27 protein-coding genes and 1 riboswitch are annotated in these 25,837 nt (G+C 72.9%); of the genes, 15 read left to right on the forward strand and 12 right to left on the reverse strand.

Going from position 1 to position 25,837, the window contains the following annotated elements; translation table 11 throughout:
- Positions 1-81: 81 nt before the first annotated feature.
- Together ACFQ2V_RS07015 and ACFQ2V_RS07020 are read left to right on the forward strand one after the other, a co-directional pair.
- Entirely contained in the window at positions 82-1,320 is a 1,239-nt protein-coding gene (locus ACFQ2V_RS07015) for a cysteine desulfurase family protein (protein WP_386051941.1), read from the forward strand.
- Positions 1,317-1,610 carry a sulfurtransferase TusA family protein gene (locus tag ACFQ2V_RS07020; RefSeq protein WP_386051942.1) on the forward strand — a complete coding sequence of 98 codons (294 nt, stop codon included), beginning with the start codon at positions 1,317-1,319 and terminating at the stop codon, positions 1,608-1,610. Before ACFQ2V_RS07015 ends, ACFQ2V_RS07020 begins: the two co-directional genes overlap by 4 nt.
- On the opposite strand, the gene aat is transcribed toward ACFQ2V_RS07020, so the two are convergent.
- From aat to ACFQ2V_RS07050, 6 genes are all read right to left on the reverse strand, one after another.
- On the reverse strand, positions 1,579-2,253 hold the full coding sequence (gene aat, locus ACFQ2V_RS07025; protein ID WP_386051943.1) for a leucyl/phenylalanyl-tRNA--protein transferase: 675 nt from the start codon (positions 2,251-2,253) through the stop codon (positions 1,579-1,581). The two genes, ACFQ2V_RS07020 and aat, sit on opposite strands and share 32 nt — an antisense overlap.
- 60 nt (positions 2,254-2,313) lie before the next feature.
- Positions 2,314-3,303: a carbohydrate kinase family protein gene (locus ACFQ2V_RS07030; RefSeq protein ID WP_386051944.1), complete on the reverse strand. Its 990-nt coding sequence runs from the start codon at positions 3,301-3,303 to the stop codon at positions 2,314-2,316.
- A gap of 142 nt (positions 3,304-3,445) precedes the next feature.
- The gene (gene erpA, locus ACFQ2V_RS07035; RefSeq protein WP_045192555.1) at positions 3,446-3,823 is read right to left on the reverse strand and encodes an iron-sulfur cluster insertion protein ErpA; all 378 of its coding nucleotides are present in this window, start codon (positions 3,821-3,823) and stop codon (positions 3,446-3,448) included.
- A gap of 181 nt (positions 3,824-4,004) precedes the next feature.
- Positions 4,005-5,171, reverse strand: coding sequence for a glycerate kinase family protein (locus ACFQ2V_RS07040; RefSeq protein ID WP_386051945.1), 1,167 nt, complete (start codon positions 5,169-5,171; stop codon positions 4,005-4,007).
- A gap of 106 nt (positions 5,172-5,277) precedes the next feature.
- Positions 5,278-6,405, reverse strand: a complete 1,128-nt coding sequence (locus ACFQ2V_RS07045; protein WP_386051946.1) for an S-adenosylmethionine:tRNA ribosyltransferase-isomerase — start codon at positions 6,403-6,405, stop codon at positions 5,278-5,280.
- Positions 6,402-7,136 carry an SDR family NAD(P)-dependent oxidoreductase gene (locus ACFQ2V_RS07050; protein ID WP_386051947.1) on the reverse strand — a complete coding sequence of 245 codons (735 nt, stop codon included), beginning with the start codon at positions 7,134-7,136 and terminating at the stop codon, positions 6,402-6,404. Before ACFQ2V_RS07050 ends, ACFQ2V_RS07045 begins: the two co-directional genes overlap by 4 nt.
- 127 nt (positions 7,137-7,263) lie before the next feature.
- Between ACFQ2V_RS07050 and nadA the strand changes: the two genes are divergently transcribed.
- Both nadA and ACFQ2V_RS07060 read left to right on the forward strand, forming a co-directional pair.
- Positions 7,264-8,466: a quinolinate synthase NadA gene (gene nadA, locus ACFQ2V_RS07055; protein ID WP_386051948.1), complete on the forward strand. Its 1,203-nt coding sequence runs from the start codon at positions 7,264-7,266 to the stop codon at positions 8,464-8,466.
- A gap of 4 nt (positions 8,467-8,470) precedes the next feature.
- Entirely contained in the window at positions 8,471-9,295 is an 825-nt protein-coding gene (locus ACFQ2V_RS07060; protein ID WP_386051949.1) for a metallophosphoesterase family protein, read from the forward strand.
- A gap of 56 nt (positions 9,296-9,351) precedes the next feature.
- On the opposite strand, the gene ACFQ2V_RS07065 is transcribed toward ACFQ2V_RS07060, so the two are convergent.
- Positions 9,352-10,719, reverse strand: coding sequence for a dipeptidase (locus ACFQ2V_RS07065; RefSeq protein WP_386051950.1), 1,368 nt, complete (start codon positions 10,717-10,719; stop codon positions 9,352-9,354).
- 106 nt (positions 10,720-10,825) lie between these two features.
- Between ACFQ2V_RS07065 and ACFQ2V_RS07070 the strand changes: the two genes are divergently transcribed.
- From ACFQ2V_RS07070 to ACFQ2V_RS07080, 3 genes are all read left to right on the forward strand, one after another.
- Positions 10,826-11,635 carry a class I SAM-dependent methyltransferase gene (locus ACFQ2V_RS07070; protein ID WP_386051951.1) on the forward strand — a complete coding sequence of 270 codons (810 nt, stop codon included), beginning with the start codon at positions 10,826-10,828 and terminating at the stop codon, positions 11,633-11,635.
- A gap of 31 nt (positions 11,636-11,666) precedes the next feature.
- Complete coding sequence (locus ACFQ2V_RS07075) at positions 11,667-12,242, forward strand: protein-L-isoaspartate O-methyltransferase family protein (protein WP_386051952.1); 576 nt, start codon at positions 11,667-11,669, stop codon at positions 12,240-12,242.
- A 121-nt stretch (positions 12,243-12,363) separates the two neighbouring features.
- Positions 12,364-12,942 carry a DUF3043 domain-containing protein gene (locus ACFQ2V_RS07080; RefSeq protein ID WP_386051953.1) on the forward strand — a complete coding sequence of 193 codons (579 nt, stop codon included), beginning with the start codon at positions 12,364-12,366 and terminating at the stop codon, positions 12,940-12,942.
- Between the two features lie 91 nt (positions 12,943-13,033).
- On the opposite strand, the gene ACFQ2V_RS07085 is transcribed toward ACFQ2V_RS07080, so the two are convergent.
- The gene (locus ACFQ2V_RS07085) at positions 13,034-14,389 is read right to left on the reverse strand and encodes a serine hydrolase domain-containing protein (protein ID WP_386051954.1); all 1,356 of its coding nucleotides are present in this window, start codon (positions 14,387-14,389) and stop codon (positions 13,034-13,036) included.
- A complete protein-coding gene (locus tag ACFQ2V_RS07090; RefSeq protein WP_386051955.1) occupies positions 14,386-14,601 on the reverse strand; it encodes a hypothetical protein in 216 nt (71 codons plus the stop codon). Before ACFQ2V_RS07090 ends, ACFQ2V_RS07085 begins: the two co-directional genes overlap by 4 nt.
- Positions 14,602-14,652: 51 nt before the next feature.
- Positions 14,653-14,757, forward strand: a riboswitch (cobalamin riboswitch).
- Positions 14,758-14,875: 118 nt separating this feature from the next.
- On the opposite strand from ACFQ2V_RS07090, the gene ACFQ2V_RS07095 reads away from it, so the two are divergent.
- The 6 genes from ACFQ2V_RS07095 to ACFQ2V_RS07120 are packed head-to-tail and all read left to right on the forward strand — an operon-like array spanning position 14,876 to position 20,578.
- Entirely contained in the window at positions 14,876-15,619 is a 744-nt protein-coding gene (locus ACFQ2V_RS07095; protein WP_386051956.1) for an SCO2322 family protein, read from the forward strand.
- A gap of 20 nt (positions 15,620-15,639) precedes the next feature.
- Positions 15,640-16,719, forward strand: coding sequence for an energy-coupling factor transporter transmembrane component T (locus ACFQ2V_RS07100; protein WP_386051957.1), 1,080 nt, complete (start codon positions 15,640-15,642; stop codon positions 16,717-16,719).
- A complete protein-coding gene (locus tag ACFQ2V_RS07105) occupies positions 16,716-18,338 on the forward strand; it encodes an ABC transporter ATP-binding protein (protein WP_386052052.1) in 1,623 nt (540 codons plus the stop codon). Before ACFQ2V_RS07100 ends, ACFQ2V_RS07105 begins: the two co-directional genes overlap by 4 nt.
- Positions 18,335-19,174 (forward strand): ECF transporter S component, encoded by an 840-nt coding sequence (locus ACFQ2V_RS07110; RefSeq protein WP_386051958.1) that lies wholly within the window; start codon positions 18,335-18,337, stop codon positions 19,172-19,174. Before ACFQ2V_RS07105 ends, ACFQ2V_RS07110 begins: the two co-directional genes overlap by 4 nt.
- On the forward strand, positions 19,171-19,785 hold the full coding sequence (locus ACFQ2V_RS07115; protein ID WP_386051959.1) for a bifunctional adenosylcobinamide kinase/adenosylcobinamide-phosphate guanylyltransferase: 615 nt from the start codon (positions 19,171-19,173) through the stop codon (positions 19,783-19,785). The genes ACFQ2V_RS07110 and ACFQ2V_RS07115 overlap by 4 nt, the downstream gene beginning before the upstream one ends.
- On the forward strand, positions 19,778-20,578 hold the full coding sequence (locus ACFQ2V_RS07120; protein WP_386051960.1) for an adenosylcobinamide-GDP ribazoletransferase: 801 nt from the start codon (positions 19,778-19,780) through the stop codon (positions 20,576-20,578). Before ACFQ2V_RS07115 ends, ACFQ2V_RS07120 begins: the two co-directional genes overlap by 8 nt.
- Before the next feature lie 130 nt (positions 20,579-20,708).
- Here the strand turns inward: ACFQ2V_RS07120 and gcvT are convergent, their stop codons facing one another.
- Positions 20,709-21,827, reverse strand: a complete 1,119-nt coding sequence (gene gcvT, locus ACFQ2V_RS07125) for a glycine cleavage system aminomethyltransferase GcvT (protein ID WP_386051961.1) — start codon at positions 21,825-21,827, stop codon at positions 20,709-20,711.
- A gap of 167 nt (positions 21,828-21,994) precedes the next feature.
- Here gcvT and ACFQ2V_RS07130 point away from each other — a divergent pair, with 167 nt between their 5' ends.
- A complete protein-coding gene (locus ACFQ2V_RS07130) occupies positions 21,995-23,464 on the forward strand; it encodes a leucyl aminopeptidase (protein WP_386051962.1) in 1,470 nt (489 codons plus the stop codon).
- A 157-nt stretch (positions 23,465-23,621) separates the two neighbouring features.
- On the opposite strand, the gene ACFQ2V_RS07135 is transcribed toward ACFQ2V_RS07130, so the two are convergent.
- Positions 23,622-23,810, reverse strand: coding sequence for a DUF5302 domain-containing protein (locus tag ACFQ2V_RS07135; RefSeq protein WP_386051963.1), 189 nt, complete (start codon positions 23,808-23,810; stop codon positions 23,622-23,624).
- A 94-nt stretch (positions 23,811-23,904) separates the two neighbouring features.
- Positions 23,905-24,252 carry a hypothetical protein gene (locus ACFQ2V_RS07140; protein WP_386051964.1) on the reverse strand — a complete coding sequence of 116 codons (348 nt, stop codon included), beginning with the start codon at positions 24,250-24,252 and terminating at the stop codon, positions 23,905-23,907.
- A 171-nt stretch (positions 24,253-24,423) separates the two neighbouring features.
- Here ACFQ2V_RS07140 and lpdA point away from each other — a divergent pair, with 171 nt between their 5' ends.
- The gene (gene lpdA, locus ACFQ2V_RS07145) at positions 24,424-25,809 is read left to right on the forward strand and encodes a dihydrolipoyl dehydrogenase (RefSeq protein WP_386051965.1); all 1,386 of its coding nucleotides are present in this window, start codon (positions 24,424-24,426) and stop codon (positions 25,807-25,809) included.
- The last annotated feature ends 28 nt before the right edge of the window (positions 25,810-25,837 follow it).

The raw sequence follows: 25,837 nt of genomic DNA on the forward strand, positions 1-25,837 counted from the left end.
GTCAGGGCAGCCATGGCCCACGCCCGCAACCCTACCGTCCCTCTCGTCACGCTGTCCGCAGGGGGCGGCTAACGTTGCGACGTGGTCAGTCACGATCCGGGAACAAGCCCTGGACAGGTCGCCGCGAGCCCGTCCACCCCGCCCGTCGGGGCTCCCGCTGCCGCTCGCAGACGCCTGCTCGACGCAGCCTCGGGCCCCCTGCACCCGGTCGCCCGCGACACCCTGCTGGCGGCCGTCGAGGTGGGCTGGGCGGACCCGGCACGGCTGCACGCGGAGGGCCGTCGCGCGGCAGCCCTGCTCGACCGGTCGCGCGAGGTCGTGGCCTCCGGTCTCGGGGCGCGGCCCGGCGACGTGAGCTTCCTGCCCAGCGGCCCCACCGCGCTCTCCCGGGCCGTCGAGGGCGTCGCGTATGCCGCCCGGCGGCGTGGGGCGCGCACCGTGGCCTCCGCGGTGGAGCACTCCGCGGTGCTCGTCCCGGCAAGGGCCCGCGCCGCCGCGGCCGACGACCCCGGGCTCCTCGCCGAGGTGGCCGTGGACTCCATGGGGCGGGTCGACCTCGCCGCCTGGCGGGAGGCTCTCGGGGTGCCGGGGACCGTCGTCGCCGCGCTGCAGAGCGCCAACGGCGAGGTCGGCACCCGCCAGCCTCTCGGCGCGGCCCGCGAGGCAGCGACTGCGCATGGCATACCCGTCGTGGTCGACGCGATGGCGTCGCTCGGACGCGACGACGTGCCGACCGACTGGGACGTCCTCGTCGGCGACGCGCGCTCCTGGGGCGGCCCGCCGCTCGGTGTCCTCGTCGTGCGCGAGGGGGTGCGCTGGCACTGGCCGGCCTCCAGGGCCGACGTCGAGCACGGCCGCACCGACGTGGTGCCGTGGGTGCCCCTCGCGCTGGCCGCGGCGGAGGCCTGGCAGCAGACCTCGGCGACTCGAGGGTCCGACAGCAGGCTGACGCGGGCCCTGGTCGACGACGTGCGCTGCGCGGCCGCGCTCGTGCCCGACACCCAGGTCGTCGGCGACCCCGAGGACCGCCTGCCGCACGTCATGACGTTCTCGAGCCTCTACGTCGACGGGGAGGCCGTGGTCGGCGCCTTCGACGCTGCCGGATACGCCGTGGCCAGCGGGTCCGCCTGCACCTCGAGCACGCTCGAGCCGAGCCACGTCCTGGCCGCGATGGGTGTGCTCACCCACGGCAACGTCCGGGTCACCCTGCCCCTCCCGGCGGTCTCCGGCACGCTCGCCGACGACGTGGCGGCGTTCACCGCGGCGCTCGCCCCCACGATCAGGTCGGTGCGCGACCAGCTCGGAGTGGGTGACCTGTGAGCCGGCAGGGCGACCCCGAGCCCGGCTCCCCGTCAGGCCGCGACGAGCGCGTCGTCGACGCCCGCGGCGAGAGGTGCCCGCTGCCGGTCATCCGGCTCGCCCGGCTCGTGCGTGACGAGCCGCGGCTGCACACCGTCACGGTGCTCGCCACCGACCCGGCCGCCGCCCACGACATCCCGGCCTGGTGCCGCATGCGCGGGCAGCGCTTCGTCGAGGCGCGTGCCGAGGCCGACCACACGGCATACGTCGTCGAGCTGGTCAGGCCCAGCACGCCGGAAGCGGTGCGCTGAGCACCACCGGCAGGCTCGCGAGGTACTCGTCGCGCGCGACCTCCCGCACCCCGAGCGTGGCCAGGTGCGGGGTCTGCCACTGCACGTCGACCAGCCGTCGCGGGTCGTCGTCGGCGCACAGCAGCCCGCACAACCCCACGAGGGCCACCTTCGAGGCGTCGCGCACGTGGTGGAACATCGACTCGCCGGCGAACAGGCCCCCGATCGCCACACCGTAGAGACCGCCCACGAGCACGCCGTCCTGCCACGTCTCGACCGAGTGGGCCCATCCGGCACGGTGCAGCGCGTCGTAGGCGTCGACGATGTCGTCGGTGATCCACCGACCTTCGCGGTCGGGCGCGGCACACGCCTCGACGACCGAGCGGAAGTCGCTGTCGACCCTGATCTCGAAGCGGGGTACGGCCTTGCGCAGGGACCGGCTGACCACGAGCTCGCGGGGGCGCAGCACGCCGCGAGGGTCGGGCGACCACCAGCCGATCGGCTCGGCGCCGTGGTCACCGATCCCCATCGGGAACACCCCGATGGAGTAGGCCTCGAAGAGCGTCGCGACGTCGAGGTCGGCTCCGATGCCGATGAGGTCCTCCCCCGGCGGCACGCGGTCCAGCGCGAAGTCCCAGGAGGTGGGCGGCGGAGGCGTGGGCACGGGGCTCCCTGCTGTCGGGCGATGCTGCTCGTCGCGGTCAGCGTCCGGGCGACGGCGTCGTCACGGGCGCGGGCAGGTGATGTGCGGGCCGATCTCGTCGGCCGACTCGTTGCCGTACGCCTCGGCGAGCCGCTCGAGGAAGCGCTCCTTGCCCAGGACGTACTCCTGTGTGCCGACCGTCTCGATGACGTAGGTGGCGAGCATCGAGCCGAGCTCGGCGCAGCGCCGCAGCGGCAGGTCGGCGGCGAGGCCCGTGAGGAAGCCGGCCCGGAAGGCGTCGCCGACCCCGGTGGGGTCGGCCTTGCGCACCTCGCGGGCGATGCCGACCTCGACGGTCTCGTTCTCGCCGCGCACCCGCACCGTGACGCCGTCCTTGCCGCGGGTCTTGACCTGCACGCGCACGCGGTCGGCGAGCTCGTCCTCGCTCCACCCCGTCTTCTGGCAGGCGAGGTGGCTCTCGTACTCGTTGGTGAAGAGGTACTCGGCACCGTCGATGAGCCGGGCGATGGTCGGCCCGTCGCAGAAGGCGAGCTGCTGCGACGGGTCGGCGGCGAACGGGATGTCCCGGGAGCGGCACTCGTCGGAGTGGCGCAGCATCGCCTCAGGGTCGTTGGCGCCGACGACGACGAGGTCGAGGCCACCCGCACGCTTGGCCACGGGGGCGAGCTCGATGTCACGGGCCTCGGTCATGGCGCCGGCGTAGAAGGTGGCGATCTGGGCCATGTCACGGTCGGTGGTGCAGATGAAGCGGGCGGTGTGTTGCGACTGCGAGTAGTGCACCCCGCCGCAGTCGACGCCGTGCCGCTCGAGCCAGCTGCGGTAGTCGGTGAAGTCCTCGCCGACCGCGCCCACGAGCAGCGGCCGCTGCCCCAGGTTGGCCATGCCGAAGGCGATGTTCGCGGCCACCCCGCCCCGTCGCACCTGGAGGTCCTGGGTGAGGAACGAGAGGGAGATCTTGTCGAGCTGCTCGACGACGAGCGAGTCGGCGAAGAGACCGTCGAAGGTCATCAGGTGGTCGGTGGCGATGGAACCGGTGATAGCGATCTGCACAGGCATGAACCTACCCGCCATGGTGGGACTGCCGGTCACGGCGGCACGGACCGGGGCCGGAAGGTCGGGGAACGGCGAAGGGCCCGACCGTGACGGTCGGGCCCTCCGGATGCGGCGTCGCGTGGTGCCGACGCGGTGCGGTTCAGCTGAAGGAGTCGCCGCAGGCGCAGCTGCTGCCCGCGTTGGGGTTGTCGATCGTGAAGCCCTGCTTCTCGATCGTGTCGGCGAAGTCGATCGTGGCGCCCTCGAGGTACGGGGAGCTCATGCGGTCGACGACGACCTCGACACCGTCGAAGTCGCGGACGAGGTCACCGTCGAGGGTGCGCTCGTCGAAGTAGAGCTGGTAGATGAGGCCGGAGCAGCCGCCCGGCTGGACACCCACGCGCAGGCGGAGGTCGTCGCGCCCCTCCTGCTCGAGCAGGCTCTTCACCTTCGTGGCCGCGACGTCCGTCAGGACGACACCGTGGGCTGGAGCCTCGGTCTGAACCTCGGCGGGAGATGCGTTCGTCTCGACACTCATGTGTTGGTCCTTCACGTCGTGGAGCATGGGTCAGGAGTGACAACCCATGCCGTGCCGGATGTGTTCCCGGACCTCCTCAGGATACGTCGGACCGCCGACGATCCGTGCATCGTCCCGGTGCGAGGCCGGTGCGAGGCGGGTGCGAGGGCTCGGTGCGGTGCTCGCTGCGGGCCCGGACCGCTCAGGATGCGGACGGCGACCAGGTGCGGGCCACGCGCGCGGCCCGGTCGGCGAGCCGCTCGGCCGGTTCGGCGAGCGCTGCGGCGACCTGGTCGGGGCGCTCCGCCACGGCATACACGCCCGAGAGTCCCGCCGACATCGCCTCGCGGCGACCGACGAGCGACTGGCCCGGCACGGCGATGACGGGGACCCCGACGCGGGCCGCCGCCTCGGCCACCCCGACGACGACCTTGCCCCGCAGCGACTGCCAGTCGAAGCTTCCCTCGCCGGTGACGACGAGGTCGGCACCGGCGACGAGGTCGGCGAAGCCGACGGCGTCGAGGACGGCCTCGACGCCGGAGACGCGGCGCGCCCCGAGGAGGTGGAGCGCGTAGCCCAGCCCGCCGGCGGCGCCGGCGCCAGGTTCGCGCTCGGGCTTCAGAAGGGTGCCCGTCAGCAGGTCGCGTGCAGGAGGACGCACCCGCGCGACGACGCTGGCGAAGTGGCCCAGAGCGTTCTCGAGCCGTTGGGCGTCCTCCTCCGTCGCCCCTTTCTGTGCACCGAACACGGCGCTCGCACCCTTGAGCCCGAGCAGGGGTGAGTCGACGTCGCTGGCGATGACGAGGTCCACGCCTCGCAGCCGCCCGCGCGCCGCGTCGAGCCCTGCGACGTCCTCCGGGGTCGTCGCCTCCAGGGGCAGACCACCCCGGCCGAGCCGCTCCACCGGTCCGGTGCCCAGGGCGGCGAGGAGGCCTGCGCCCGCGTCGTTGGTGCCCGACCCGCCCAGCCCGATGACGATGCGGCGCGCGCCGGCGTCGAGTGCGGCGAGCACCAGCGTGCCCACCCCGAACGTCGAGGTGCGCGTGGGGTCTCGCTCGTCGGGTGCGAGCAGGTGCAGTCCCGCGGCCTGGGCGGACTCGATGTACGCGGTGCGACCGCCGGCGCCGGACGTCATGAAGATCGTTGCCGGCACCTCACGCCCGAGGGGGTCGGTCGTGACGACGGCGTGCACCTCGCCGTCGAGGTTCTCGGCGAGCACGTCGACGAACCCCGGCCCGCCGTCGGAGAGTGGCACGAGGGTGAGCCGGTCGTTCGGCGCGGTGCGGGCCCAGCCCTCGGCCATCGCGGCCGCGGCCTGGGGCGCGGTGAGGGTGCCGGTGTAGCAGTCCGGGGCGATGATGACGTGCACGTGCGGCATCCTCCCACCAGAATCCTCACGTTCGAACGGGCACTTCGACGCGGTTCCGAGGCGACGCTGCGTTCTCTCGATCGGCGACCGAAGGCGTCCCTGCGTCTCAGCGGCGGTGGGGCAGGAAGAGGCCGGCGTCGCCGAACTCGTGCCACGCGTACCGGTGCGCGACGGCCTCGTCGTAGGCCCGCTGCGTCAGCGCCGCCCCCGCCACCGACTCGACGAGGAGCAGGTGCGAGGCGTCCGGGTTGTGCCAGCCGGTGATGAGCCCGTCGACCACCCGGGCCGGCCGGTCGGGTGAGACGACGAGGTCGGTCCACCCCGCCGCCGCGTGCACGGTGCCGCTCTCGTCCGTCGCGGACTCGACGGCGCGGGTCGCCGTGGTGCCGACCGCGACGACGCGACCACCTCGGGCGCGTACGTGGTTGACGAGTGAGGCAGTCGCGCCCGACACCGCGAACCGCTCGGGCTGCGGCGCCTCGCCGGCCTCCTGCGACGACAGTCCGGTGTGCAGGGTGATGGGAGCGACGAGCACCCCCGAGCTCACGAGGTCGGCGACGAGCTGTGTCGTGAACGGCCTCGCCGCGCTCGCCATCTCGGCGCTGCCCGGCACACGCGCGAAGACCGTCTGGTACGCCTCCAACGCGAACCCCTCACGGAGGTAGCCGTAGGCGACTGGCCGGCCCTGGCCCTGCAGGTGGCGCGCCAGGGCGCCCGCGTCCAGCTCGACGGCCGTCCAGAGCCGGTTGCCGGTTCCCGTCGGTGACGACTCGGCGCGCGGGTAGGGCGCGACGAGGCGCAGACGGGGACCGTCGGTCGCGGCCGCCTGACGGCCAGTCCGGCGCCCCGCGAGCTCCACGACGTCACCCTCGACGGCGTCGAGGACGGGGCGGGCGGCGTCCGGCGCTGTGCGCAGCTCCACCACCCACGAGCGGTCGTCGAGCTCGGTGGCGACGTGCACGACGACGGCACCGCGCCCGGCGAGCCGGCCGTCGACCTCGGCGGCGACGGTGGCCGAGTTGTTGACGAGCAGCAGGTCTCCCGGCGCGAGGTGCTCACCGAGGTGCCCGAAGGTCGTGTGCGCCACGCGAGCCGTGCCGTCGCCGTCCTCGGACGCGACGAGCAGGCGTACGCCGTCGCGCGCGATCCCGCGCAGCTCGGGCGGCGCGTCGGCGGTGAGGTCGTCGGTGCCACCGAAGACCGTGTGCGGGACGTGACCCAGAGTGGCCGTCACGAGCCGGTCCCCGCTCGCCCCGGCCCCATCGACCGGATGATCTCCGCGGCGCGGTAGCGCCCGCTCGGTGGGCGGGCATCGAGCAGCGTCAGCAGCGCCGGGACCGCGACGTCCTCGGGAAGTGGCCGGTCGGAGATGTCCTCGCCGGGGAAGGCGGCCTGGTGCATGGCGGTGCGCATGTCGCCGGGGTCGACCGACCACGCCCGGATGCCGGGCGCCTCGGCGGCGAGGGTGAGCGTGATGTGGTCGAGCGCGGCCTTGGAGGCGCCGTAGCCGCCCCACGTCTCGTAGTGCTCGACGGCGGCGTCGGAGGAGACGTCGACGACCGCACCCCGTGCCTCGAGGAGAGACGGGAGGAGGGCACTCACGAAGGCGTGCGGGGCCAGGACGTTGACGGCGAACACGCGCGCCAGCTCGTCGGTGGTGAGCTCCAGGACGGGGCGCAGCGGCACCGGTCCCAGGCTGCTCGCGTTGTTGACGAGCAGGTCCAGGCCGGCCCGACCGCAGAGCTCGCCCACCGACGCGGCGACCTCCTGCCGGTGTGCCGGGTCGCCGACGTCGCCTGCGACGCCCACCGCGCGGTGGCCGTGCTCACGCAGGCGCGTCACGGTGTCCTCGAGCGCGACCCGGTTGCGTGCGGTGACGACGAGGTCCCAGTGCCGGGCGGCCAGCGCCATGGCGAGGGCACGACCGAGGCCCTGGCCGGCCCCGGTGACGAGTGCGGTGGGCATCATGGCTCCTTGTCGAGATGTCGATGGCCACAGCGTCAGACATCAAGTGTGCTTGAAGTCAAGAGGAGGCTCGCACGGACGCCGGGCGGTGGCAGCAGCATCTCGGCGACCGGCATACGATCTGGGCATGACGACGGCACCGGCCCCGCTCCCCCTCCTCGTGCTCGGGCAGGGCACCGACCTGCACACCGAGCGTGGCGTCGAGTGCCCGGGCGACCTCCCGGCCCCGTCCGACCCCGACCTCGTGTCGCGGGCGAGGGCCGCCAAGGCCGCCCTCGGCGACAGGGTGTTCGTCCTCGGTCACCACTACCAGCGCGACGAGGTCATCGAGTTCGCCGACGTCACCGGCGACTCCTTCAAGCTCGCCCGTGACGCAGCCGCCCGGCCCGACGCGCCCTACATCGTCTTCTGCGGCGTCCACTTCATGGCCGAGTCCGCCGACATCCTCACCAGCGACGAGCAGACGGTGATCCTGCCCGACCTCGCAGCCGGCTGCTCGATGGCCGACATGGCCGCGATCGCCCAGGTCGAGGACTGCTGGGAGCAGCTCACCGCCGCTGGTGTGGCCGACCGGACCATCCCCGTCACCTACATGAACAGCTCGGCCGCCATCAAGGCGTTCACCGGGCGCCACGGCGGCACGATCTGCACCTCCTCCAACGCCCGCACCGCCCTCGACTGGGCCTTCGACCAGGTCGGCGGCGTCGGGCTGGACGGGACCGGAACCGGCAAGGTGCTCTTCCTGCCGGACCAGCACCTCGGCCGCAACACCGCGGTGCGCGAGCTCGGTCTCTCGCTCGACGACTGCGTCCTCTGGGACCCGCACCGCCCGAACGGCGGTTTGACGCGCGAGCAGCTCGAGGCCGCCCGGATGATCCTCTGGCGCGGTCACTGCTCGGTGCACGGACGCTTCTCGGTCGAGGCCGTGGAGGCGGCCCGCCGCGACATCCCCGACGTCAAGGTGATCGTGCACCCCGAGTGCCGCTACGAGGTCGTCGAGCTCGCCGACGAGGTCGGCTCCACCGAGAAGATCATCCAGACCATCGCCGCGGCGCCCGACGGCACCTCGTGGGTCGTCGGCACCGAGCTCAACCTCGTGCGCCGCCTCGCCGGGCAGTTCCCGAACCAGCGGATCGCCTTCTTGGAGAAGAACGTCTGCTACTGCTCGACGATGAACCGCATCGACCTGCCGCACCTCGTGTGGGCGCTCGAGTCACTCGTCGACGGGCGCGTCGTCAACCCGATCCGCGTCGACCCGACCGTCGCGGCCGAGGCCCGCGCCGCACTCGACCGGATGCTCGCCCTGCCCGGCAAGACCCACAGGGACTGAGCCCGTGGCGCTCGCCCTCGACCGCATCGCGGTCATCTCCGACGTCCACGGCAACGTCACGGCCCTCGAGGCCGTCCTCGCCGACATCGAGGCGCGAGGCATCACGCGCGTGCTCAACCTCGGCGACGTCGTCGGCAAGGGCCCCCGGGGGTCCGAGGCCATCAAGCGCACCCGTGACTCGTGCGAGGTCACCGTCCGCGGCAACTGGGACTCCCTCATCGGCGACTGGGAGGGCTTCGTCGCCCGCGGAGACGTCCCGCGCTTCGAGGCCGGTGAGTGGACCCGCGACGAGCTCACCGACGAGGACGCCGCCTGGCTCCTGTCGCTGCCCAACGCGTACGACCTCGTCATGAGCGGCAAGCGCATCCGCCTCTTCCATGCCTCGCAGACGAGCGAGTTCGTGCGGGTCCGCTGGGAGCACACCATGGACGAGTTCCGGGGGATGTTCACCAACACCGACTTCACCGGCCCCTGGGCGCCTGACCTCGCCGGACACAGGGGCGACGCCTGGCCGGAGGGGACCACACCCGACGTCGTCGGCTACGGCGACATCCACGGCGCCTACCTGGAGGCCGACGAGGGGCTGCTCCTCTTCAACGCCGGAGCCGTCGGCAACCACCTCGACGGGCCCACCGCGCCCTACTGCATCCTCGAGGGCGTCACCGACTCCCTCGTGCCGCAGAGCTTCTCGGTCAACTTCGTCCGCGTGCCCTACGACATCGAGGCGGAGGTCGCCGCGGCCCGCGACCTCGGCATGCCCGACGTCGACGCGTACGCCCTCGAGCTGCGCGAGCAGCGCTACCGCGGAGCCGGCAAGCCCGCCTCCTGACGAGGCGGGCCGCCGGCTCACACCGGAAGCCGCGTTCGAGGTGGACTGGACGCGGGTCAGCCGCGGGGCAGAGCGCCCAGGCGGGCGAGGAAGACGGCCTCGGCGACGCAGACCTTCTCGAACTCGCCGAGGTGCAGGGACTCGTTGGCACCGTGGGCACGCGTGTCGGGGTCCTCGACCCCGGTGACGACGATCGCGGCGTCGGGGAACCGCGCGGAGAAGTCGGAGATGAAGGGGATCGACCCGCCGACGCCCATGTCGACCGGCTCGGTGCCCCACGCATCGGCGAACGAGGACCTCGCCTGGTCGTAGACGGGCCCGTCGGCGTCGGCCGCGAAACCGGAGCCGTGCTCCTCGAGCTCGATCGTCACCCGGGCACCCCATGGTGCGTGGGCCTCGAGGTGCTCGCGCACGCGCTCGAAGGCGGCCAGCGGCTCCTGGGTCGGCGCGAGGCGGACCGAGATCTTGGCTGCGGCCTTGGCCGACAAGGTGTTCGAGGCCTTGTCGATGCTGGTCGCGTCGATGCCGATCGTCGTGATGGAGGGTTTGTTCCAGAGCCGCGAGAGGATCGACCCCGAGCCGATGAGCGAGACCCCGTCGAGCAGGCCGGACTCGTCGCGGAAGCGCTGCTCGTCGTAGGCGATGTCGGCGGCCTCGCCTGCGTCGAGGCCGGCGACCGCCACGTTGCCGTCGTCGTCGTGGAGCGAGGCGAGGAGGCGAACGAGTGCCGTGACGGCATCAGGTGCAGCACCGCCGAACATGCCGGAGTGGACCGAGTGGTCGAGCGTCTGCACGCGGACCACCACCCGGATGCCGCCGCGCAGCGTCGTCGTGAGCGCCGGCGTGCCGATGTCCCAGTTGCCGGAGTCGGCGATCACGATCGCGTCGGCGGCCAGCCGGTCGCCGTGCTTCTCGAGGATCGTGCCGAGCGACGGGGAACCCGACTCCTCCTCACCCTCGACGAAGACCGTCACGCCGACCGGCAGGTTGCCCGCGTGCGCCCGCAGGGCGGCGATGTGGGCCATCACGCCAGCCTTGTCGTCGGCCGCGCCACGGCCGTAGAGCCTTCCGTCGCGCTCCTCCGGCTCGAACGGCGCACTGTCCCAGTCGGTCTCGTCGCCGGGGGGCTGGACGTCGTGGTGCGCGTAGAGGGTGACCGTCGGGGCGCCCTCGGGGCCCGCGATGTGGCCGATCACCGCCGGACGGCCGCCCTCGACGACGACCTCGACGTCGAGGCCCTCGCGGCGCAGCAGCTCCGCCACGGCGTCGGCGCTGCGCGCGACCTGGCTCTGGTCGAAGGACGCGGCCGAGACGCTCGGGATGCGCACGAGCTCCTCGAGGTCGGCGCGGACCTGGGGCATCAGGCCCACCACGCGGTCGCGGAGCTGCTGGATCTGGTCGGGAGTGAGTACGTCGGTGGTCACGAGCCGACCCTACCGAGCCGCCCCGACCGAGCCGCCCCGAGCCGCCCCGAGCCGCCCCGAGCCGCCGGGTCGGGCGGGCGTGGGTGGCGGTGTGTACCTTCGGCCGATGGCAGACAACACGTTCCTGGCCGGTCAGCGACCCTGGCTCCAGCGGCTCGGAAACCTCCGGAACGTGGTCCGGCAGGAGATGGTCACGCGCCAGCTGGCCGGCCACCTGCCCCGTGGACCCCTGCGGGTGCTCGACGTCGGGGCCGGCCAGGGCACGCAGGCGCTGCGCCTCGCGCGCCTCGGGCACTCCGTCACGGCCGCCGAGCCCGACGGCCGCATGAGGGCGGCCTTCGAGCAGGCCGCCGCCGGGCTGACGAGCGCCCAGCGCGACCACGTGACGCTCCTGGCGACCGACCTGGCCGGGCTCGCGAGCGTGACGCAGCCGACGGCCTACGACGTCGTTATGTGCCACGGGGTGCTGATGTACCTCCCCGAGAGCCGGCAGGCCGTGGCAGGCCTCGCCCGTCGCGTCGCCCCCGGCGGAGTCGTCTCGATCGTCGCCCGCAACGGCGACGCCATGGCCTGGCGACCCGCCGCCCGGCATGACTGGCGGGCAGCGCTGGCCGTGCTCGAGGAGACCCGCAGTGCGGCTGCGGAGGGCAGAAACGCCCGCTACCGCAACGAGATCGGCGTCGACGCGCGGGCCGACACGAGGACGTCGTTGACCGCTGACTGCGAGGCGGCCGGCCTCGAGGTCACCGACTGGTACGGCATCCGCGTCGCGAGCGACAACGTGCCGGTCGACGAGCCGGCCCCCGAGGGCGACGACCTCGCCGCCCTCCTCGACGTCGAGGAACGGCTGGGCTCGACCGACCCCTACCGCGCCCTGGGCACCCTCGTGCACGTCATCGCCCGCCGCAGGGGATGACGCGCCCGTCGTGTCGTGCTTGGCTCGACGCATGGATGCCGTCGACCGAGCGTTCGAGGCGGTTCCCCGCAAGGGTTTCCTCCCCCGCCTGGCACGGTCGCGAGCCGGCCACGACGGCCCGATCCTCATCGGGCACGGGCAGACGAACTCGCAGCCGCGCACCGTCGCCGACATGCTCCGGCTGCTCGACGTGCAACCGGGCCAGCGGGTCCTCGACGTCGGCTCCGGGTCCGGCTGGACGACGGCCCTGCTCGCCCACCTCACCGGCCCCGAGGGCACCGTCCTCGGGGTCGAGCTCGAGGCAGACCTCGCGCGCTGGGGGGCCCAGAACGTCGCGGCCCTGGGCGTGCCGTGGGCGCGCGTGCGGGAGGCCCTGCCGGGCGTGCTCGGCGACCCCTACGACGCACCCTGGGACCGCATCCTCGTCTCCGCGGAGGCCGACTCGCTGCCGCCGTCGCTGGTCGACCAGCTCGCCGACCCGGGACGTCTCGTCATCCCCGTCGCCGGCACCATGACACTCGTCGTCCGCGCCGACGGGACGACGTCGACGAGTCATCACGGGCGCTACCGGTTCGTCCCGCTGCGACAGCCACGAGCGGACCGGTGAGCAGCCCCGACCACCGCGAACCGCCTGGAGCACCCCACCGCGGGGCGACAGCCACCTCGGCCGAGGCGGTCCCGGCGGGCGCGATGCGGGTCCCCGCCCCCCGACGGCTTAGAGTGGCTCCGTGTTCGGACGCAAGAAGACCCTCAACGACGAGCTCGCCACCACGGTGGAGAACGAGCCGGGCCGGCCCGGTGCCAAGAACCGCCCCACGCCGAAGCGCCGCGAGCAGGAGGCCCTCAACAAGCGTCCGCTGATCGTCACCGACCGCAAGGCCGCCACGAAGCAGGACAAGGTCGCCCGCCGCGAGGCCATGGCCAAGCAGAGGGCCGGCATGCTCGTCGGCGACGAGAAGTACCTCCCGGCGCGCGACAAGGGCCCGAGGCGCCGGTTCATCCGCGACTCGGTCGACTCCCGCTGGAACATCGGCGAGTTCATGCTGCCGATCATGCTCATCGTGCTGCTGCTCAGCTTCGTGCGCACGAACTGGGCGCTGCTGCTCGTCTTCGTCCTCGTCTACGGCCTCATCCTCGTGGCCATCGGCGACGCGGTGCTCATGTGGCGCCGCACGCGCCGCAAGGTCGAGGCGAAGTTCGGCCAGGCCGAGAAGGGCGATGCGTGGTACGCCATCATGCGCGCCTTCCAGATGCGCCGGACCCGCATGCCGAAGCCGCAGGTCGACCGCGGCAACCCGCCGGCCTGACGAGCTCGGCTCGAGTTACCTCGCTCCAGCAGATACGTCGGTCCAGCAGGTACGTCGGTCCAGCGCGTCGGGCTGAGCCCCGTCGCGCCCGTCAGGCCTGCAGGTCGGCGAACGCGAGCGGCGACCTCGTGACGGCATACGTCGCGAAGTAGAGCTTCTCCACCGTGCCGTCACCCGCCCGCACGACCTCGAGCACCTCACCGCGCTCGCGCCCCTCGACCGCCCGGTAGCGGTCGGTGCTCTCGGCGGCATACCTCGTCTCGGAGAGCGGGTCGTCGTCGCCGAGGCGTGACCACAGCTGACCCCCGCGCACGAAGAAGGTGAGCGGCGAGCCCTCGGACCACCACAGCCCGAGCAGCTCCGTGAGCGCGGGCTGCTCCGTCTCCGGAACCCAGGCGTCCTGCAGTGACGGCTCCGCGTCGACGACGGCCTCGACGAGGTCGGTCGCCAGGGCGAGCGTCAGGGCCCCCGACGTCGCATTGGCGAAGACGACGGCGCCGATGCCCTCCTTGCGCCGCACGCGCAGGCCGGTGAGGAACCCGGGCATCGCTCCCCCGTGGCCGACGAAGACGCGGTCGCCGCGTCTTCCCATGCCGAAGCCCAGGCCGTACGCGCCGCCCCAGCCGTCGACGTCGGTCATGATGATCGGCCGGCACATCTCGTCGATGGTCTCGGGCGAGACAACCCGGTCGTCAGGGGCTGCGACATAGGCGGCGTAGCGGGCCATGTCGGCGACCGTGGACCAGAGGCCGCCGAGCGGCGCGGTCGCGTTGAGGGTGAAGAGCGGCTCCTCGCTCGCGGTGCCGGCATACGGGTCGACCTGGTAGCCGTGCGCGCGGCCCTCGGCCGGCGTCAGCCCGGTGCGCGTCATGCCGAGCGGGTCGAGCACCCTCTCGCGCACGACGGCCTCCCAGCCCTGCCCCGTGACGCGCTCGACGACCTGGCCGAGCAGGCCGTACGCGAGGTTGGAGTAGTGGAAGGCGTGGTGGGCGGGCAGCACCTGCTCGGCCTCCTCGACGCCGGCGAGGAACGCCTCACGCTCGGGGGCCTCCAGGCTCTCCCAGATGTTGCCGACCGGCTCACGCTGCAGACCAGAGGCGTGGGCGAGCATCTGCCGCAGCGGGACGCGGGCGTGCCTGCTGCCGGGGACGTAGGCGTCGAGCGTGTCGTCGAGCGACAGCCGGCCCTCGTCGCGCAGCGCCATGACGGCCAGCGCCGTGAACGTCTTCGTGACCGACCCGATCATGAACTGGGTGTCGTCGTCGGCCCGGATGGGTTGTGGGCCGAGGCGGGCCGAGCCCACGTGCGTCGACCACGCGAGGGCTCCGTCGCGCACGACCCCCACGCTGACGCCGGGCGCGCGCCACGAGCGCTGGGCGGTGACGACGCGGGAGAGCAGGTCGCGCTCCAGCCCGGCCGACAGGGCCTCGGTCGCCGGACGGCTCACTCGGACGCCCGCAGGCTCATCGGGCCGTAGACGACGGTGCCGTTCTCGCGGAGCGTGACCGCCTCGACGCCGCTCTCGAGCAGCTCTCGCCACGACTCGCCGAGGTAGCTCTCGGCGTCGCTCTGGGTCGGGAAGCCGGTGGTCGTGAGCCCCTCCCCCTCCATCGGTTCACCGTGGGCGTCGAGGAACAGCCAGGACCAGTCAGCGCTCATGCGGCCACCCTAGACGGCGCCGTGTTTGACGTGCGGCAGGCCACCGTGCCACGGTTCGCCTAACCGAAGGACGACGGGGCAAGCCGGTGTGACTCCGGCGCTGACCCGCAACCGTGATGCCACCTCCGCCGCCGCGCGGCACGAGGTGACCAGCCGGAAAACCCTCGTCCCACCGGCTCCTTTGTCAGTCTGTCGTGGAATGCGGACCGGAGTCACCCGCCGGGCCGGCAGCAGCCACCACCCCGACACGGTGTCCGACCCGCGAGGAGGAAACGTGTCCCCTGCCCGTCGTGCCCCTCTGCGGGTCGTGCTCGTCACCCTGGTGGCAGCCTGCCTGGCCGCCCTGACCGTCGCCCCCGCTCACGCCGCGGCGTTCCGTTTCTGGGGCTTCTACCAGCTCACCAACGGCGCCTGGACGTTCGCCCAGAAGGGATCGGACCAGACCGTCCCGAAGGACGGCAGCGTCGACGGCTGGCGCTTCGCGGTGGCCGACGAGGCCTCGACCCGCTTCCCCCGCGCAGTGCTGACCTTCGACCAGATCTGCGGCAGCACCCCTGCCGAGGCCGGCAAGAAGCGTGTCGGCGTCGTGGTCGACTTCGGCCGCCCTGCTGACTCCGCGGACGGCGCGACGCCCCCCGAGCCCAAGGCGGTCTGCGCCGTCGTCGCCACGGACGCGACGAGCTCCGTCGTGCTCGCCGCAGCGGGCGAGGTGCGCACCGAGAAGGGTCTCGTCTGCGGCGTCGCCGGCTACCCGGCCAAGGAGTGCGGCGCACCGGTCAAGGAGGTCACTCCGGAGGCCAAGGCCGCCGACCAGCCCGTGACCATCGCGGCACCCACCGCAACCCCCTCCGCGGCGGCCACGCCCGCCGCCGGCGACACCAGCGCCCCGGCCGGCACGGCGACGGCGGCTGGCTCGGGCAGCAACGTGGCGGCATACGTGATCGCCGTCATCGTGCTGCTCGCGCTCATCGGCTACCTCGTCATGCGCTCGCGCTCGCGCGCCCGCCAGGACGGTTGAGGACGGGAGGCCACGCCGGCATGGCGCAGCAGCGGGCTCGGCTCCAGCACCCCGCAGCCTGGTGGCTGTGGGGGCTCGGCCTCGCGACCGCTGCGTCACGCACGACGAACCCGGTCGTTCTCCTGCTGGTCGTCGGCGTCTGCGTGCTCGTCGTCGGCGAACGCCGCGACGCGGCCACGCCCAACCCGTTGCCGGCGTTCCTCGTCATCGGTGCGGTCATCCTCGCGTTCCGTCTCGTCATGACGGCCGCGCTCGGCAACGGCATCGCCGGCGACACGGTGGTCGTCACCCTGCCCCGCCTGCCGCTCCCCGACTGGGCCGCCAACGTGCGGCTGGGGGGCGCGGTGACCCTCGAGGCCCTGCTGTATGCCGCCTACGACGCCCTACGGCTCGCCGCGATCCTCGCGTGCCTCGGCGCCGCCAACGCGCTGGCGAGCCCACGGCGCCTCCTGCGCTACCTGCCGGCCACGCTGTACGACGTCGGCACCGCCGTCGTGGTCGGCCTGACCTTCGCACCCCAGCTGCTCACCGACGCCCGTGACGTCAGGGCCGCCCGCACCCTCCGCGGCCGCGACGGCCGCGGAGTGCGCGAGATGGCCCGACTCACCGTGCCGGTGCTCGAGACGGCGTTCGAGCGGTCACTCGGCCTGGCCGCGTCGATGGAGTCGCGTGGCTACGGCCGGGCCGTGCGGTCGTCGGCGACCAGCAGGCGCACGGCCACGGGTCTCGCGCTCGCCGGACTCGTCGGGGTGCTGGCCGGCCTGTACGGGCTGCTGGACGCCTCCGCCGGCGGCCTGCTGGGCCTGCCCGTGCTCGTGCTGGGGGTGGCTCTCGCCGGAGCGAGCCTGCTCGTCGGGGCCACGCGTGACGGGCGGTCCGGCCACCGGCGCGACCGCTGGGCGTGGACCGAGACCGTGACCGTGGCTGCCGGCGCCGTCCCCGCGGTGGTGCTCGTCGTCGCCTCGGTGCAGGGCTGGGACGGCATCGTGCCGTCCCAGCAGGCCGAGCTGCCTGACCTTCCGCTGCTCGCCGTCGTCGCCGTCCTCGTGGCCACCATCCCTGCGTGGGTCACGCCGCAACCGCGGGAGGCCGCGCAGTGATCACCTTCGACCACGTGTCGGTCCAGTACGCCGGTGCAGCGACCCCGAGCCTGCACGACGTCACGCTCGAGATCCCCGAGGGCGAGCTCGTCCTCGTCGTCGGGCCCACGGGGAGTGGAAAGTCGACGCTGCTGCGCACTGTGAACGGCCTCGTCCCGCACTTCAGCGGCGGCAGGCTGACCGGGCGGGTCACCGTCGACGGCCTCGACACCGCCGAGCACCGGCCTCGCGACCTCGCCACGGTCGTCGGCCTCGTCGAGCAGAACCCGACCTCGACGTTCGTCACCGACGTCGTCGAGGACGAGGTCGCGTACGGCATGGAGACGATGGGGCTGGACCCGACGGCGATCCGCCGCCGGGTCGAGGAGACCCTCGACCTCTTCGGGCTCACACCCTTGCGCGGACGGTCGCTGCGGGCACTCTCCGGTGGTCAGCAGCAGCGTGTCGCGATCGCGGCCCTCTTCGCCGCCGGTCCGCGGGTCCTCGTCCTCGACGAGCCGACCTCCGCCCTCGATCCCGTCGCCGCGGAAGAGGTGCTCGCGTCCCTGCACCGCATCGTCCACGACCTCGGCGTCACGGTCGTGCTGGCCGAGCACCGGCTCGAACGGGTGGTCCACCACGCGGACCGGGTGCTCCTCGTCGACGACGGTCGCGTGTCCGAGCTGCTCGAGCCCGCCGAGGCGATGCTGCGCTCGCAGATCTTCCCGCCCGTCGTGGGGCTCTCGCGGCTCGTCGGCTGGTCCCCCACGCCCCTGTCGATCCGTGACGCCCGCCGCAAGGCGGCCGCGCTGCGCGATGCCCTCGGGGCGAGCACGCCAGTCACCACGGCGGACCTCCGGGTCATCGGACCGGACGACTCGGTGGTGCTCGACGGGGTGCGGGTCGCGCGCGGGGGCCGGACCGTCCTCGACGCCATCGACGTCACCGTCTCGCGCGGCTCGATCACGACGCTGATGGGCCGCAACGGGGCCGGCAAGTCGACGCTGCTCGGCGCGATCGCGGCCCAGCACCGCCTCACCGCCGGGCGCGTCCGCCTCGGGGCCGCGGCGACCGACCCGCACGCCACGGCGCCCCGCGACCGGGTGCGCACGGTCGGGCTCGTGCCGCAGCAGCCCGAGCTGCTCCTCTACGCCGACACGGTGGCGGGCGAGTGTGCCGCGGCCGACTCCGACTTCGGCGTCCCGTCCGGCACCTGCCTGGCGCTCCTCGACCGCATCTCGGGCGGCATCGACCCCACCTCGCACCCGCGCGACCTTTCCGAGGGGCAGCGCCTCGAGCTCGCCCTCGCGGTCATCCTGTCCGGCTCCCCGGAGGTGCTGCTGCTCGACGAGCCGACACGTGGGCTCGACTACGGGGCGAAGAAGCGGCTCGGTGAGGTCCTCACGGGTCTCGCGGCCGGCGGGACCACCGTCGTGCTCGCGACCCACGACGTCGAGCTCGCGGCGGAGGTCGCCGACCGTGTCGTCATACTGGCCGACGGCGAGGTCGTCACCGACGGCCCCGCCCGCGAGGTCCTCTCGTCCTCCCCCGCCTTCGCGCCGCAGGTCACCAAGGTGCTCCTTCCCCAGACCTGGCTCACCGTCGCCGAGGTCGCGGGTGCCCTGGAGCGGATCGCATGACCTCCCGTCGGGTCATCCCGCTGCGCTGGCCGGCCGTCGTGGCCGTCGCCGTGGTGGGTGTCGTCGGGCTCGTCGCGTTCACGTGGCCCTTCTTCGTGACCGGTGAGTTCGCACGTGACCACGGCAACGACGCCCCGTGGCTGTTCGCGCTGCTGCTCGCCCTCCTCGCCGTCGTCTGCCTCGCCGAGGTCACGGCGGGGCGTCTCGACGCGAAGACCATCGCCGTGCTCGGCGTGGCAGCAGCGGCCGGCGGTGCGCTGCGGCTGCTCAGCGCGGGCACGGCCGGGCTGGAGCCGATGTTCTTCATCGTCATCGTCGCGGGCTGCGTGCTCGGCCCCGGGGTGGGCTTCGTCTCCGGGGCCCTGGCCGTCACGACCGGCGCCCTGCTGACCGGAGGCGTCGGCCCGTGGCTGCCGTTCCAGATGATCTGCGCGGGCGGCATCGGTCTCGGCGCGGGCCTGCTGCCGGGCCGCCCGGGCGGACGGGCCGAGCGCTGGGTCGTGGCGGCGTACGCCCTGGTCACCGGGCTCGTCTACGGGGTCTTCATGAACCTGTGGTTCTGGCCGTTCCTCGGCACCAGCGCACCGTCGGGGATGGGCTTCGTGCCGGGGGCCCCGCTCGTCGACAACCTCGGCCACTACGCACTCTTCTACGTCACCACCTCCCTCGGCTGGGACCTTCCTCGCGGCGTGCTCAACGCGCTGCTCGGGCTACTGGCCGGCCCCGCGCTGCTCCGCGTCTTCCGTCGCGGTGCGCGACGGGCAGCGTTCGGGGTGCCCGTCGTCTTCGAGGCCCCGTCCGAGAGGCCGCTGCAGGATGCCGGAGGGCCCCGATGACGGCCGGGCCGGCATGGCGCGCGGCCCGCCGCGCGGCCACCACGACGCTCGTCACCGGGCCCGTGCGCAGCGGCAAGAGCCGGCACGCGGAGGACCTCCTCTGGCAGTCCGGGTCGGTCACCTACGTCGCCACCGGGCGCCGCGCCACACCCGACGACCCCGAGTGGAGCCGTCGCGTGGCCGACCACCGCGTCCGCCGGCCCGGTTCGTGGAGCACCGTCGAGACCGCGGACGTCGCCGCTGTGGTCGATGCCGCCACGGGGCCGGTGCTCGTCGACTGCCTCGGCACCTGGCTCACGGCGCTCGTCGACGAGGCCGGGTGGGACGATCTCGTCGTCGCGGCCGACCTCGTCCGTGCGGCCGGAGAACGGCTCGTCGAGGCACTCTGCGCTGCAACGGTGTCCGTGGTCGTCGTCACCAACGAGGTCGGCTGGTCGCTCGTCCCGACCACGGCGTCCGGGCGCTTCTTCCAGGACGAGCTCGGACGCCTGAACGCCCGCGTCGCCTCGGTGGCCGCACAGGTGAACCTCGTCGTCGCCGGTCGCGTGCTCGACCTCTCGAGTGCCCCCGTGGTCCCGACGCAGCCGCGCCCCAGGACCCTCGATGCGTGACGCCTGGCGGCTCGCGCTGGGCACGTTCACCGCCCTCCGCGTCGGCCCGCCGCGCGGTGTCGACGGGCGGGTGCTGGGTGGGGCGATGCTGCTCGCTCCCCTCACGGCTGCGCCCGCGGCCGTCGGCTGGGTCGGCCTCGCGCTGCTGGCCGCGGCCTCGGTGCTGCCGCCCGCCGTCGCCGCGGGTCTGGCCCTCGTCGTCACAGCCCTGCTCTCCCGCGGGCTGCACCTCGACGGGCTCGCCGACCTCGCCGACGGCCTGACGTCCGGTCACGACCCGGTCCGCTCGCTCGAGGTGATGCGTCGCGGCGACACCGGCCCGGCGGGCGCCGCTACGCTGGTGCTCACCCTGCTCGTCGACGCCGCTTGTCTCACAACGCTCTTCGCCAACGGCGTCGGGTCGTCCCTCGCGGTGACCGCCCTGGTGGCCAGCCGCCTCGCATGCGCCGTGTGTGCCCGGCACGGCATCCCCGCCGCGCGCGCCGAAGGACTGGGCCAGGGCGTCGCCGGTACGGTGCCGCGTCGTGCGCTGACAGCCCTCACCGGCGCCGCGGGCGTCGTCGCCGTGGGGGCCGGCGCCCTGGTCGGGAGGGTGGGCGCGCTGTCGCCGTATGCCACCGGGGCGGCTCACGCAGTCGTGGTGGCCGTCGCGCTCGGTGTCTCGGTCGCCGTCCGTCGGCACGCGGTGCGGCGGTTGGGAGGCGTGACCGGCGACGTCATCGGCGCGGCCATCGAGATCTCACTCGCGGGAGCCCTCGTCGCCGCCTCGGTGGCCGTCACCCGCCTGGCCTGACCGCTTGGGCGGCACACACACCCCCGCCCTCCCAACCGGCGAGAGGCCACGAGTGGCCGCCTCACCCATGTCGAGAGGCCACGGGTGGGCGCAGCGGCGCCCACCCGGCATACGGCCTCTGCGGCGGCCGTCAGCCCTCGCGGACCTGCACCTGGACGAACGGCGGCTTGACGACCGTCGCCTCGAGCGCACGGCCGCGCACGTCGATCGCGACGGTGTCACCGTCGGCGACGTCGGGGTGCAGCAGCGCCAAGGCGATTCCCTGCTTGAGGGTGGGCGAGAAGGTGCCCGAGGTGACCTCGCCGACGTTGTCGCCGTCGCGCGACACCGTGCAGTGTGCACGCGGGATGCCGCGCCCCGTCACGAGCAGCCCCCGCATCAGGCGGGTGGGGTTGGCCTTCTCGGCCTCGAGAGCCGCCTTGCCCCAGAAGGTGTCCTTCTTCCAGCCGACGGCCCAACCGGCACGGGCCTGCACCGGGGAGATGTCGAGCGAAAGGTCTTGTCCGTGAAGGGGATAGCCCATCTCGGTGCGCAGCGTGTCACGGGACCCGAGGCCGCACGGCTTGCCCTCGAAGGGCTCGATCGCCGCGACGAGGGCGTCCCAGAGCGCGGGCGCGTCGTCCCAGCGGGGGACGAGCTCGTAGCCGCGCTCGCCGGTGTAGCCGGTGCGGCACACGATGACCGGGCGTCCCTGCCAGTCCGCCTCGACGAACGACATGTAGTCGTGGCCCGTCGGCAGCCCGAGTGACTCGAGCACCTCGTCGCTCTTCGTGCCCTGCACCGCGATGACGCCGAACTCCTGGTGCAGGTTGGTCACGACGATGCCCTCGGGAGCCGCGGCCTGGAGGCGTCGCACGACCTCTTCGGTGTTCGCGGCGTTCGGGATGAGGAACACGTCGTCGTCGGACTTGAGGTAGACGATGAGGTCGTCGACCACGCCGCCGGACTCGTCGCAGCAGAGGGTGTACTGGGCCGACCCGGGCTGGATGCGGCGCACGTCGTTGGTCAGACAGGAGTTGACGAAGTCGGCCGCGCCGGCGCCGACCACCGAGGCCTTGCCGAGGTGGCTCACATCGAAGATGCCGACGCGCTCACGCACCGCGGTGTGCTCGGCCACGACGCCGCCGCCGGGGTACTCGATCGGCATGTCCCAGCCGCCGAAGTCGGCCATCTTGGCGCCGAGGGCGACGTGGCGGTCGTGGAGGGGTGAGGTCAGCGGGGAGGTCGTCCCCGACGTCGCTGTCGTCATGGGCGCCAACCTACCGGTCGCCGGGTGTGCCGCCCCCGCTCGTTATCATCGAACGCCGCCACCAGCGGCAGCGTGGTGCGCACGACCTCGAGCGAACCCGCACGCCGACTCATCCTGTGGGCGCGCCGTCATCGTGCGCCCTGAAGCACACCGACGAAGGAGTCCTCGTGGCCAACCTGACCATCTCGAACCGCTCGGCCGCCGACACGGCCTGCGACGCACTGGTCGTCGCCATCGTGCCGGGCGAGAGCGGCGCCGCTCTGGCCCCCGGTCACGGGCTCCCGCGCAAGACGGTCTCGCACCTGAAGTCGGTCATCGCCGACCTCGAGCTCGCCGGAAAGGTGGGCGAGGTCACGACCCTCGCCGCCGTGCCGGAGGTGACGGCCAAGATCGTGGTCCTCGCCGGCGTGGGTGCGCTGTCGTCCCAGCCCGCTGCCCTCGAGGAGGTCCGCAAGGGACTCGGCGCCGCCATCCGCGCCCTGGGCAAGAAGAAGAAGGTCGCGGTCGTCGTGCCCGGCACGTCCGTCGACCTGGTCTCGGCCGTCGCCGAGGGCGCCGCCCTCGGGGCGTACGCCGTCTCCAAGGCCGGCACGACCAGCACCGACGCCGTCGCCGCAGTCGCGCTCGTGGGTCCCGCCGACGCGGCCTCGCGTAAGGCGGTCAAGCGAGCGGCCGCGCTCGGCGACGCCGTCGCGTACACCCGCGACCTCGTGAACCTCCCGCCCAACCTGCTGTACCCCGAGACGTTCGTCGACTCCCTCACCGACCGCATCAAGGGCACGAAGGTGAAGCTGAAGTCCTACGACATGAAGGCCCTGCGCGCTGGGGGCTTCGGTGGCACGGTCGGCGTCGGGCAGGGGTCGGCGAACGAGCCGCGCATCGCCGTCCTCAGCTACTCCCCCAGCCGCCCCAAGGCGTCGATCGCCTTCGTGGGCAAGGGCATCACCTTCGACTCGGGTGGCCTGTGCATCAAGCCCGCCAACGGCATGCTCACCATGAAGTGCGACATGGCCGGTGCGGCAGCCGTGGCCGGGGCCGTCCTGGCCATCGCCGAGCTCGGTCTGCCGATCGCCGTCACCGGCTACCTCGGCCTCGCCGAGAACATGCCGAGCTCGACGGCCCAGCGCCCGAGTGACGTCGTGACGATGCGCGGCGGCAAGACGGTCGAGGTGCTCAACACCGACGCCGAGGGGCGCATGGTGCTCGGCGACTGCATCGCCCTGGCGTCCGAGACCGCGCCCGACGCGATCATCGACGTCGCCACCCTGACGGGCGCGCAGGTCGTCGCGCTGGCCAACACGGCGGCCGTCATGTCCAACGACGACGCGTTCCGCACCCGCGTGCTCGACGCCGCTCAGACGGTCGGCGAGGCCATGTGGCCGATGCCGCTGCCGGCCGATCTGCGTCCCGGCCTCGAGTCGATCAACGCCGACCTCGCCCACAAGGGCGGCGCCGAGGGCGGCATGCTCACGGCCGGCCTGTTCCTGCAGGAGTTCGTGGGCGAGGGCATCCCGTGGAGCCACCTCGACATCGCGGGCCCCGCGTTCAACGACAAGGCCCCCGCCGGCTACTGGCCCAAGGGCGGCACCGGCTTCGGCGTGCGCACCCTCGTCGGCGTGGCCGAGTCGTACGCCTGACCAACGCCTCCCACACCCGCCCCACACTCACCGTCGAGAGGCCATTCGTGGCAGGGTCGGGGCAGTCGAAAGGCCAGAACGCTCGACGCGTTCTGGCCTTTCGACGTGGGTGAGGCGACACCTGGTGGCCTCCCGCCGGTTGCAGCGGAGGGGCCGGTCAGCCGACGGACTTGCGGCGGAACATCTGCTGGGCCTTGGCGGGCCCGTGCGCACCGTGCACCTTCGAGCGGTCGTGGTCGTCCGAGACGTCCTTGCCGCCGTGCGCGTGCTTCTTGTCGAGCGCCGCACGGAACTTGGCCTTCATCTCTTCGCTCGGGCCGCTCTCTGAGCCGTCCTGCTTCGACATTCGTGGACCTCCTGTGTGCTGTGGCGCCGGATCCGGCACGGACTGAACGACTTTCACCCTGTCAGGCCGGGGCGGACGGGTCCACCCCTTTAGGTCACGCGTCGCCCCGTCGGCGGCGCTTGCTCCACTCGCGCATGCGGTTCGGATAGCCGGTCTTGTTGACGTCGTACACCGGGACGCCCAACTTCTGGCTGATGTCGAACCCGTCCCTCGGCGAACCGACCGCGCGGCGTGTCCACTCGCCGTCCCAGGCGATGAGCACGATGGTCGTCGTGGTGACGCTCGTGGCCGGCTCGACGTACGCCTCGACCCCGCGCTTCGAGTCGACGAACGCACGAAGGTGCGCCTCGACCGCCTTGCGGTCGATCTCCATCTGCGGACCGTCGGAGCGGGCCTGACGGCCCTCGCCCTTGCGGCTGCCGCGTCGCGAGAACCAGCCCATGGCGGCACTGTACGTGGTCCGACCGTGCCTGCGAGCGGACCTCGCCGCGCGGCTTGACCTGCCTGTGACGTCCCAGTCGATCAATGACAAGATGCTGTGTGCACGCCCACCCGCACGTCCCCGGACTCCGCTGCACGACGGTCGGAACCGGCGGTCCACCAGAAGGAGCCCATGCACATGTCGGCTGATGCCGCAGGCGACTACGACGTCGTCATCCTCGGTGGGGGGTCGGGCGGCTACGCCTGCGCCCTCCGGTCGGCAGAGCTGGGCCTCTCGGTGGCCCTCGTGGAGAAGGGCCGTCTGGGCGGCACGTGCCTCCACCAGGGGTGCATCCCCACCAAGGCCCTGCTGCACGCTGCAGAGGTCGCCGACGTCGCCCGCGAGGGCGCGTCCTTCGGCGTCAAGACCACCTTCGAGTCGGTCGACATGTCCGGCGTCAACGCGTACAAGGACGGCGTCGTCAGCCGGCTCTACAAGGGTCTGCAGGGGCTCGTGAAGGCCGCCAAGATCGAGTACGTCGAGGGCGCGGGCGTCCTCGACGGGCCCAGCACCGTCGTCGTCGGCGACCGCCGCATCACGGGCCGCAACATCGTCCTCGCGACGGGCAGCTACGCGAAGTCGCTGCCCGGCCTCGAGATCGGTGGCCGCATCATGACGAGCGAGCAGGCGCTCACGATCGACCACGTTCCGGCTCGGGTCGTGGTGCTCGGCGGCGGTGTCATCGGCGTCGAGTTCGCCTCTGTCTTCAAGAGCTTCGGCGCCGAGGTGACGATCGTCGAGGCCCTGCCCCGCCTGGTCGCCGCCGAGGACGAAGCCATCAGCAAGCAGCTCGAGCGCTCCTTCCGCAAGCGCAAGATCGCCTTCAAGACCGGAGTCCGCTTCGCCGGCGCGACCCAGCAGGGCGACGTCGTCACCGTCTCGCTCGAGTCGGGCGAGACCATCGAGGCCGACCTGCTGCTCGTCGCCGTCGGTCGCGGACCGGTCACCGAGGGCCTCGGCTACGAGGCCGCGGGCGTCACCGTCGACCGTGGGTTCGTGCCCACCGACGAGCGGCTGCGCACCAACGTCGCGGGCGTGTATGCCGTCGGCGACATCGTGCCCGGCCTCCAGCTCGCCCACCGGGGCTTCGCCCAGGGCATCTTCGTCGCCGAGGAGATCGCAGGTCTCTCGCCGGCCGTGATCGACGAGCCGGGCATCCCGCGGGTCACCTACTGCGACCCCGAGATCGCCAGCGTCGGGCTCACCGAGGCCCAGGCACGCGAGAAGCACGGCGACGTCGCGACCTACGAGTACAACCTCGGCGGCAACGGCAAGTCACAGATCCTCGGCACGCAGGGCTTCGTCAAGCTCGTCCGCCAGGTCGACGGCCCCGTCGTCGGGGTCCACATGATCGGCGCACGCATGGGCGAGCAGATCGGCGAGGCACAGCTCATCGTGAACTGGGAAGCGCACCCCGAGGACGTCGCCGGTCTCATCCACGCGCACCCCACACAGAACGAGGCCCTCGGCGAGGCACACTTGGCCTTGGCGGGGAAGCCCCTGCACGCACACGCTTGAGCCAGACACTGGGAAGAGGAGAAAACAC

This window comes from Terrabacter terrigena (assembly GCF_042676085.1).
Lineage (GTDB): Bacteria > Actinomycetota > Actinomycetes > Actinomycetales > Dermatophilaceae > Terrabacter > Terrabacter terrigena.